The sequence below is a fragment of the Gillisia sp. Hel_I_29 genome (assembly GCF_000744275.1).
Taxonomy (GTDB): domain Bacteria; phylum Bacteroidota; class Bacteroidia; order Flavobacteriales; family Flavobacteriaceae; genus Gillisia.
Window position 1 is genome coordinate 1 of the sequence record NZ_JQLP01000002.1, and the last position, 5,893, is coordinate 5,893.

2 protein-coding genes are annotated in these 5,893 nt (G+C 36.9%); both read right to left on the minus strand.

From position 1 onward, the window contains the following. Positions 1-24: 24 nt before the first annotated feature. Entirely contained in the window at positions 25-3,189 is a 3,165-nt protein-coding gene (locus P163_RS03725; protein WP_034887832.1) for a non-ribosomal peptide synthetase, read from the minus strand. A 4-nt stretch (positions 3,190-3,193) separates the two neighbouring features. Beyond that, a partial coding sequence (locus tag P163_RS03730; protein WP_156100650.1) for a non-ribosomal peptide synthetase occupies positions 3,194-5,893 on the minus strand: 2,700 nt, incomplete at its 5' end.

Below are 5,893 nucleotides of genomic sequence, written 5' to 3' on the forward strand. Positions count from 1 at the left end.
GAATCTCCTCCTAAATTGTAAAAATTATCTTTGACTCCTATGCCTTCCTCGCTTGAGAACTTCTTCCCAAACTTTTACCAAACTATGCTCTATATCATTTCGTGGGGCTACATACTCAACCCCATGACTAATCTCTAACCCCTCTGGTGAGGGTAACGAGCGCCTGTCTATCTTGCCATTAGGTGTTAAGGGTAAACCTTCCATCGCTACATAGTAACTTGGTAGCATATAATCGGGTAAAAAGCCCTTTAAATAACTGCGCAGTGATGCGCTGTCATGATCCAAGCTGCTTACAAAATATGCAACCAACTCCTTAACTCCATCATTATCATTGGCCAAAACTACAGCCTCATCTATATCTGCATGCCCCAATAATACACTCTCGATCTCGCCTAACTCTATGCGATACCCTCGGATCTTAACCTGAGCATCCTCTCTCCCTAAAAACGTAATCGTGCCATCACTATTCCATCTGCCCAAATCTCCCGTCTTGTACATACGAGTACCTTCTTTAAAGGGATTTGAGACAAATCGCTCTTTAGTAAGTAACTCATTGTTTAAATAACCGCGAGCCAAGCCAGATCCTGCTATATAAAGCTCTCCCGTTACACCTACTGGCTGTAATAAGCCCTCCCTATTTAATATGTAAATCTCTGTGTTGGAAATTGGAGCGCCAATGGGAATACTCAGTGGCAAATCATCATAAATGCTTGACACTTTAAATATAGTTGCACAAATGCTTGATTCTGTAGGACCATACGCATTAAAATAAAGTCCTCCATAAGTTAAAAATTCAGAAGCCTTTTTATAATTTGCAGCTTCTCCTGCTGTAATTAATTTACTCAATCCTGAAAGCCTTGAAACATCTAATTGACTCAAATACGATGGTGGAATTGTCGCTACATCAATAGAACAATCCTTAATAAAGTCTTCTATCTCTTCAGGGTTTCGACGTTTTTCTGAGTCAATAATATACAATGAACCTCCTGATAAAAGCAAAAGAAAAACTTCCCAAACTGATGCATCAAAAGAACTAGAGGCAAATTGTAGACCTCGATTGCCCTCTTCCAAAGATAAATAGTTAATCTGAGATAATATAGTATTTAAAATACTTTCATGCTCTACCATAACCCCTTTAGGTTTCCCTGTAGAGCCACTCGTGTAAATAACATATAACAAATTAGAAGGCAATAAACTTATCGATAAATTATCTGTCGAATAGTCTGACTTATTATTATTATTAAATTTATCTAGAAATTCTTCGTCCAAAAGCACTTTACACTTACTATCCTCTAACATATAAGCTATTCGATCCTCTGGGTAATCAGGATCGATTGGTACATAAGCCCCTCCACTCTTTAAGATCCCCAGGATCCCCACAATCATCCAAGAACTTCGCGGTAGCATAATCCCTACCAAATCATCTGGCTCGATGGTATAATGTGCTTGTAGATAATGTGCTAATTGATTACTGCGCCTATTAAGCTCCTCATAACTAAGACGCTCCTCTTCATAAACAACGGCTATAGCCTCTGGGGTTTTACTTACCTGCTCCTCAAACAATTCTACAACGGTCTTATCTCTCGGGTAATCAAACGCGGTCGCATTAAAAACATCTAGTAACTCCACTCGCTCTTCTTCTGCCAAATAATCTATACTCCCTATTAAGGCCTCTGGATTACTAAGTAACTTCTCTAGAAACTCTTTATAATGAACTATAAAGCCTTCTAGCATCTCCTGCTCATAAACATCTGTGTTGTATTCTAGTAGCAATGCCAAATAATCACCACGTTCCTCAAAAGTGAAACTCAAATCAAACTTGCTTAAATTAAACCCCTGATCGGTTATCAATTCTACATCTGAATCACTTATACCTATTCCCTGATGAGCATCTCCTGTGTTTTGTAATACCAACATCATATCAAATACAGCACTTCGACTCGTATCCCTACGAAGTTCTAAATCCTCAACAAGACGATCAAAAGGATATCCCTGATGCTCATAAGCATCTAAAGTCCTTTGACGAACCCGTCTAAATAAATCTTCAAAACTATCCTCTGAACGAACTTCATTACGTAATGCTAACGTATTGATATAAAATCCTATCTGGTCCTCTAAATCTGAATGCTCTCGCCCTGCAACGGGTGTCCCTACTACCAAATCCTCTTGACCCGTATAACGGTACAACAATGCTTTCAAACTAGACAGTAAGCCCATAAACAAGGTACCTCCCTCTTGATGGCTAAATCGCTTTAACCCCTGAGTAGATTCCTTTGATATGTAAGTGCGAAGTAATTGACCTTGATGACTCTGTATCACGGGACGTACCTTTGAACTTGGTAAGTCTAAAACGGGAAGATCTCCTCCCAGTAAGCCCGTCCAATAATCTCGATGGCCCTGATAAATAGATGTACTCAATTGAGACAATTGCCAACTCGCATAATCCTTATATTGAATCCGTAACGCTGGTAAGTCTAATTCGCCTCCACTCTTATAAAACTCATAATACTTAAATACATCTCTTGACAATACATCCATACTCCATCCATCACTAATAATATGATGCATATTGTAATAAAAAACATAACGGTCTTCTGATACCTGTAGTAATATAGCGCGTAATAGTGGACCTTTGGCTAAATCAAACTCCACCATACGGTCGTTATCCAGATAATTCAATACCGAGGACTCGATATCTGCTTCGCCTTGTAGATCCAATTCACCGATCTCAAAACCTAAAGCATCTCGTTCTAATATCCACTGACGAATCTCTCCTTGGGAGTTCTCCTTAAAAACAGTACGTAAGATCTCATGACGGTCTACTACCGAATAAATGGCACGTTTAAATAAATCTACATCATAACTGCCATCTAAAAATATACGTGAAGGCATATTGTATGCCGAAGAGCCGCCCTCAAATTGACTCAAAACCCATAAACGTCGCTGTGAATCTGATATAGCATAATTCGAAGATATTCCTATTGGAGGTATTACAGAGTAATGTTTCTTAATTGAAGTAACTTCCAAATACTCTTTAATAATATCTTTGTTAACTTTTATCAAAGCCAGAAGTTCTTCATTAAAGCTAACGTTGTCTTCAAAAAACAATACTTCTAACTTATCATTTTTTAAAGAAACTCCAACCCCATTGTCTCTGATTTTTTTAATTATTAAAGCAATTTTATCCATTATATCAAATGATTATCTTTTTTACAACCTCTTCTTTTTTAATCTTTTTCAGCCATTTAACATTATCAATTTCTAATGCAATATTTTCAATATTTAAATTATAAAACACTCTTTTAACCTCTAAAGAAAGGTTAAATTGTTGATGAATTTTTGCTGTCATTCGCATTACATTTAGACTATGTCCTCCCAGTTCAAAGAAATCATCCTTGATACCAATCTTATCCTTACCTAAGACCGCTTCCCAAATGGCTACTAACTGCTTCTCTGTATCTGTCTCTGGGGCTACATACACTACCCCATGACCTATCTCCAGACCCTTAGGAGATGGCAATGATCGCCTATCTATCTTGCCATTGGGTGTTAAGGGGAAGACATCCAACGCTACATAGTAACTTGGTAGCATATAATCGGGTAAAAAGCCCTTTAAATAACTGCGCAGTGATGCGCTGTCATGATCCAAGCTGCTCACAAAATATGCAACCAACTCCTTAACTCCATCATTATCATTGGCTAAAACTACAGCCTGGTCGATCTCTGAATGATCCAGTAATACACTCTCGATCTCGCCTAACTCTATGCGATACCCTCGGATCTTAACCTGAGCATCCTCTCTCCCTAAAAACGTAATCGTGCCATCACTATTCCATCTGCCCAAATCTCCCGTCTTGTACATACGAGTACCTTCTTTAAAGGGATTTGAGACAAATCGCTCTGCCGTTAACTCCTCATTATTTAAATAGCCTCGAGCCAATCCAGCTCCTCCTATATAAAGCTCTCCTGTAACGCCTATTGGCTGTAATAAGCCCTCCCTATTTAATATGTAAATCTCTGTGTTGGAAATTGGAGCGCCGATTCTTGGTCGATTAAGAAAATCATCAAGGTTTGTATTAGTAATATCATATACACATGATCCTATAGTACTCTCCGTTGGGCCATAATGGTTCACTAACCTAATACTACTACCTTCAATTATCTTAGCTATATCTGATATATTTGCTCGCTCCCCTCCTGTAAATATTAAACGAAGAGTCTTTATTTTTAATAAAGAATTATTTTCATCTCCTTGCAATAGCAGATTTAAATATGTTGGTGTAACCTTCAAATAACTTATAGACGTGCTTTCTATATACTCAATTACAGATAGGGGATCTTTTAATCTAAATTTGTCAAGTAAATGGAGAGTACCTCCATTTAAAATACAACCATAAATACTTGTTAGAATTAAATCAAAAGATATACTAGAACTTATTAAGCTACTATCATTATTTCCTATATCATAAGTATTTGTTAGCCAATGGTTATAATTAATTAAAGAATTATGTGATATTTCTACTCCTTTGGGCTTCCCTGTAGAACCACTAGTATAAATAACATATACCAAATTAGAGGGTAATAAACCTATCGATAAATTATCAATCGAATATTTTGACCTATGCTTATTAAACTTCTCTAGAAAAGCCTCATCTATCAATACTAATAGATTACTATTTTCTTGTATATAAACTGTACGATCTTCTGAAATCTCTCTTTCAATTGGCACATATGCTCCACCACTCTTTAAAACCCCTAAGATTCCTACAATCATCCAAGAACTATGCGGTAACTTTATACCAACCAAATCATCAGGCTCAATATTATAAAGCTCTTTTAAGTAATGCCCCAATTGATTACTACGTCTATTGAGCTCCCCATAACTAAGACGCTCATCTTCATAAACTACTGCTATGGCCTCTGGTCTCTTTAAGACCTGAGACTCAAATAAATCTACAACCGTCTTACCCTTTGGATAAGCCACTTCTGTAGCATTAAATACATCTAACAACTCTTCACGCTCCTTATCATCTAAATAGTCAATACTATCTAATATACTGTCAGGAGCACTCACAAAGCTTCTCAATACGTTCATAAAATGAGCCTTCATTCGCAATATTTCCTCTTGTTCAAAACATCCTTGGTCATATACAAACTCAACTCGCAACTGCTGATCTTTAAAAGGAACTACCAGAATTGTAAAATTATAATTCGTTTGCTCATAAACCTCTCTTGAAACAACAGATGAATCCTCAAAAGACGAATGGTCTTCTTCCTCACTAGGAAGAACATCCAACTCCTTGACCGCATAATTCTCAAAAACCATAATATGATCCAATAAGTCCATTCCTAATGGACTCTGAGACTGAACCTCCGATAAATTTAAATAATGATGTGGTAAACTAGCGATCGAGCCTTGTTGTATCTCTTCTAGTAAATCTTTAGCTGTACTTACTTCTGTGTATTGTATTCGAACAGGGATCGTATTGATAAATAATCCTACCATATCCTCTATACCTGGTATAGCATCAGGTCGTCCAGAGACTACAGCTCCAAAAACTACATCGCGTGTATTGTTATATCGCGATAATAAATACCCCCAAACTCCTTGGATAAAACTATTCTCGGTTATCGATAATTCTCGACATAATAACTGCATCGATCTCAATAAATCTCCTTCTAGCAATAAATGCTCCTTCTTCTGTGAATAATCACCTTCCAATCTATTATTTACAAATGGTAAACTTGATTTACTATCATAGCCTGATAAATAATTTGACCAATAAGACAAACTAGAATCCTTATCTAATCCTTCCAACCAACTAATATAACTTGAATATAATGATACTGGTGATAAAGTAACTGGTCGTTTGTTCTGAACTCCATACAATAA